Origin of the sequence: Streptomyces laculatispora (genome assembly GCF_017353455.1) — a bacterium.
Lineage (GTDB): Bacteria > Actinomycetota > Actinomycetes > Streptomycetales > Streptomycetaceae > Streptomyces > Streptomyces laculatispora.
Map to the genome: position 1 here is coordinate 1 of NZ_JAFMPZ010000255.1, position 4,275 is coordinate 4,275.

The following is a 4,275-nucleotide window of genomic DNA, read 5'->3' on the forward strand; positions in this document are numbered from 1 at the left end:
CTCTCCATGGGCCCGCGCCGCTTCCCCGCCGTCGTCGCCCATGTCGCGGCGCGGGCGGGCGTCCCGGAGGCCGAGGCCGACCGCCGGGTGCGCCGCGCCCTGCACCAGGGCGTCCTGTGCACGTTCAACGAGGCGGAGGACGGCGCCGCCGACTACGAGGACCTCCTCACCCCCGAGCTCCCCGACACCGAACACACCCCCGGACTGCGGGAACTGGCCGGGGCGATCCGCGCGGGCATGCCCCGCGTGGTCGGGGCCCCGGCCGCGGAGCGCGGCGCCGCCCTGACCGAACTGCGCACCACGCTGGGCCGGTTCAGCCAGGCCGCGGGCCGCCCGGCGCAGATCACGGTCGAGGAGGACTACGTCATGCCGCCCCTGAAGGTGGCGGCCTCCCACTGGCACACCCCGCTGGCCGACCTCGGCCCCGCCGTCGAACTGCTCTCCGTCTTCGACTGGCTGCACGACGTCCGGGTCCTGATGACCGCCGCGTTCACCGAACGCTTCGGCGCCGGAGCCAACGTCCCGCTCGCCGAGCACGCCGCGTTCGTCGTCGGCGAGGTCTCCCGGCGGGCCGCCGCGATGGACGCGGTCTACGGTCCCCGGGGCACCGGCGACGCCTCCGCGCTGACCGGGATCGGGCCGGCCGACGGGTGCCTGGAGCGCATGTTCCGGCTGCGCCGCGAGCTCTCCGAGGAGATCCACACCCGGCTCACCAAGACGGCCGACGCGGGCGAGGACACCCTCGCCCTCACCGCGGCCGACGTCGCCGACCTGACGCGGTCGCTGCCCGGCCGCTTCCGCCAGGACCCGCTGATCTACGGGGTGCTGCTGCAGGAGGCCGGCGACCGGCTCGTCCTCAACGACGGACTGCCGGGCCACGGGATGCTGTACGCGCGCTTCCTGGACGCCGACCGGCGCCTCGGCGGCGAGGCCCTGCCCCGGCTGGCCGCGCACCTCCAGCGCTTCTACGGCCACGACGGCGCACGCGTCACCGAGGACCTGGGCCTGCACCGGCTCAACGTCAACGCGCACGCCCCGATCCTGCCCGGCGGCCTCACCCCGGAGGACTGGTTCGCCCTCCGGCTGGCGCACGACCCGGCCACCGACACCCTGCGCGTCGAGGACGCGGAGGGGGCGCCGCTGCGGGTACTGCCCCTGGGCACCGGCCACCCCGGCCTCTTCCCGCCCCCGCTGTCGGTCGCCTCCGGCCTCGCGATCAGCGGCCGGCTCTTCAACAGCTTCCCGAACTCCTGGCACGCGTCGCTCCCCTGGGACGGCAAGGAGACCCGCGTCGCCCCGCGGATGAGCGTCGGCAACGTCCTCATCGGCCGCCGCCGCTGGTACGGGGGCGCCGAGCTGGAGACGGCGGTCGCCACCGGCCAGGACGGCCCCGAGCGGCTGTTCGCCCTCACGGCGTGGCGGGCCAGGCACGGAGTCCCGGAGGAGGTCGTCATCAAGTCGGCCCCCGAGGACGAGGGCCCGCTCTCGGTGGGCGCCCCCGACGTCCAGTCCAAACGCCTCCAGCAGAAGCCCCAGTACGTGGACCTCACCAGCGCGCTGGCGGTCCGGGTGCTGCCCCGGATGCTGGAACGCCGCGGCGACGGCCCGGCCGGCGGCTACCTGGAGGAGGCCCTGCCCGGCGTCACGGACGGCACCCACGCCACCGAGTGGGTCGTCGAGGTCGGGCGCACGGCCGGCGGCACCTTCACCTACGACCCGGTGAACCACGCGGAAGGAGCGCGGTCGTGACGATCACCACCACGGCCCCGGCGGCCGTCGACGGGGCAGCCCCCGGCGTACTGAGGTCGCGGCCCGGACTGCACTGCGCACCGGTCCCCTCAGGCGTCTACTTCAGCGGGACGCGCGGACAGTTCGTGCTGCGAGGGTCCGACGTGCTGTACGCCGTCGCCGAGGGCTGCCTGCCCCTCCTGGAGGCGGGCACGACCCTGGACGCGCTGGTCACCGCGATCGGCACGGAGCGGGCCCGTCCCGCCGTGGTCCACATCGTGGGCCGCCTCCGGGCGAACGGACTGCTGCTGGACAGCGCGGCGTTCACCGCGCCACAACCCCCGGCCGCGGTGCGTGAGCGGTACGCCGACTCCCTGGCCCGCCTGGAGTCCCGCCTCGACGACCCGTACGCGGCGTTCGCCCGGCTGCACGGGACGGCCGTCGAGCTGCGGGGCCCCGGGACGGCGACCGCCCCGGCGGAACGCGGGCTGCGGCGCGCCGGAGTACGACGCGTGACGGCCATCGGGACCCCGGCCCCCCGCGCTCCCCACACTTCCGTCGGCGACCCGGCGGCGCACGAAACGCACGACCCGATCCCCGCCGGCGACCCGGCGGTGCGCGGTACGGATGCTCCGATTCCCGCCGGCGGCCCGGCGGTGCGTGTCATGGGTGACCTGATTCCCGCCGGCGGCCCGGCGGTGCGTGAGGCGTACGACCTGATCCCCGCCGGCGACCCGGCGGCACGGCCGTCCCCCTCCACCCGGACCGCCATCCGGTTCCTCACCGGGGACGAGACCTGGCCCGGGCCCACCGGCACGTTCGACGTGCCCGTGCTGCTCGGCCCCGGTCTCACCCTCGTCGGTCCCGTCGGCGCGACCCCCGCCACCTGGGCGGCGTTCCGGGACCGTGCCCTGTCCTGGGCGGCGGCCGAAGGCGCCGGACCCGCACCGGGACCCGTCGCCCACGCCCTCGCCGGGGCCCTCGCCGCCCAGCTCCTGGCCGACACCCTCACGGGTGTCGCGGAGCCCGGTGAGGCCCATGTCGTGCACGGCGACGACCTGACGGCCGACCGCGTCACCGTCACGGGCGCTCCCGTGACCGAAGCGGCGGCCCTCACTCTCCACGAGGCCCCCGTCCGGCCGTTCCCCGAAGCGGAGGCGGCCCTCGCCTCCGCCGGTGAACTCGCCACCCGCTGGACCGGGCTGTTCGCCTCGGCCGAGGGCGAGGACCTGCCCCAGATGCCGCTCGCCCTGCGCGCGGCCGAACACCGCGCGGCGCCGCGGACCGGCGGTTCCGTCACCGCGTGGGCGGCCCACCAGGAGACGGTCACCCTGGCCGCCGCCCTCGCCGCCCTCCGCGACCGCGGCTCCCGCTCCCCGGGCAGCGCGGCCGCCGGTCTCACCGAGGAGCACTGGCTCCTCGACGGGGCGCTGCGTCAACTAGCCGCATCAACAACAGGGTTCACCGAGTTGGACGCCACCGCGCACCCGCTCACCGCCGAGAGTCAACGCGTCCTGAGTGAACTCCGCGTGTTGGACGACCGGTTCAGCCCCGGCATCGCCGTGGCGCCGAGCCCGGAGACCGGCTGGCACCTGGCCCGCGTCACCGCCGGCGGCGACCGGCTCGGCGCGGGCTGGGGCCCGACGCCCGCCGAGGCGACGCACGCGGCCCTGTGCACGGCCCTCGCCGCCGCCCAGGCACGCGTCACCGGCAGCGGCACCGTCGTCGACCCCCTCTCCACCGACGCTCTCCTCTCCACCGGCGACGCCGCCCGCGCCGCACTCCGCGCCCGGCTCGCCGCACCCGCCCCCGGGACGGACCGCACCGGCACCGCCTACCGAGGACGCGCCTCGCGCACGGACCCGGTGCTCGGTGACATCCCCTTCTGGTACGGCCCCGTGGAGGCCGTCGCCCGTACCGCGCAGGAGCAGGAGAACCACGATGCCGACTGACACGATCGCGCCCGCCGCCGTGGCGGCGGGCCCGTCCCTGGCCCCGGCGGCGCACGGCGACTGGCTGCCCGCACTCGGCCGGCTGGCCGCCGCCACCGGCGCCACCGTCTCGGCCAACACCGGCTGGGACCTCGACTGGGAGCGGGACCGGGTGGTCCGCGCCGGGGCGGACCCGCACCGCACCCCGCACCTCTCCGTCCGCATCCACGAGGACGAGGTCATGATCGGCCCGCTGTGGGCCCCCGGCACCGACGCGGGCTGCGCCGCCTGCGCCGAGGTCCGTGAGCGGACGGTCCTGGACCACCCGCTCGTCGGCGACCTCACCCGGCCCGCCGCCACCCCGGCCGCGCCCGCCGCCGTGCTTCCCGGCCTCCTCGGCATCGCCGTCGACCACCTGGCGGCCCGGCCGCTCGCCCCGGGCGATGCGGTGGCGGCGGGTGCCGTGGACGGTCACCGCGTACGCCTCGCCCGGGGCGAGCGGCCGGGCCGCCAGGTGGTCGACGGCGATGCCGAGGAGGCCGGGAAGGACGGCGGCGGGCGCGGCCGGGGTGGCGGCGGGCCGGGTGAGGGCGCCGACGAGGGGGTGGTCCTGGAC

The 4,275-nt window shown here is 77.2% G+C and carries 3 protein-coding genes; all 3 read left to right on the top strand.

Translation table 11 applies throughout. The annotated features are described in order from the left end of the window. Positions 1-1,749 (top strand): lantibiotic dehydratase family protein (locus J1C73_RS14220; RefSeq protein ID WP_207316691.1); only part of this gene is annotated, 1,749 nt, incomplete at its 5' end. Continuing rightward, positions 1,746-3,680: a hypothetical protein gene (locus J1C73_RS14225; protein WP_207316692.1), complete on the top strand. Its 1,935-nt coding sequence runs from the start codon at positions 1,746-1,748 to the stop codon at positions 3,678-3,680. The genes J1C73_RS14220 and J1C73_RS14225, both read left to right, overlap by 4 nt. Continuing rightward, positions 3,670-4,275 (top strand): TOMM precursor leader peptide-binding protein (locus J1C73_RS14230; RefSeq protein ID WP_207316693.1); only part of this gene is annotated, 606 nt, incomplete at its 3' end. The genes J1C73_RS14225 and J1C73_RS14230, both read left to right, overlap by 11 nt.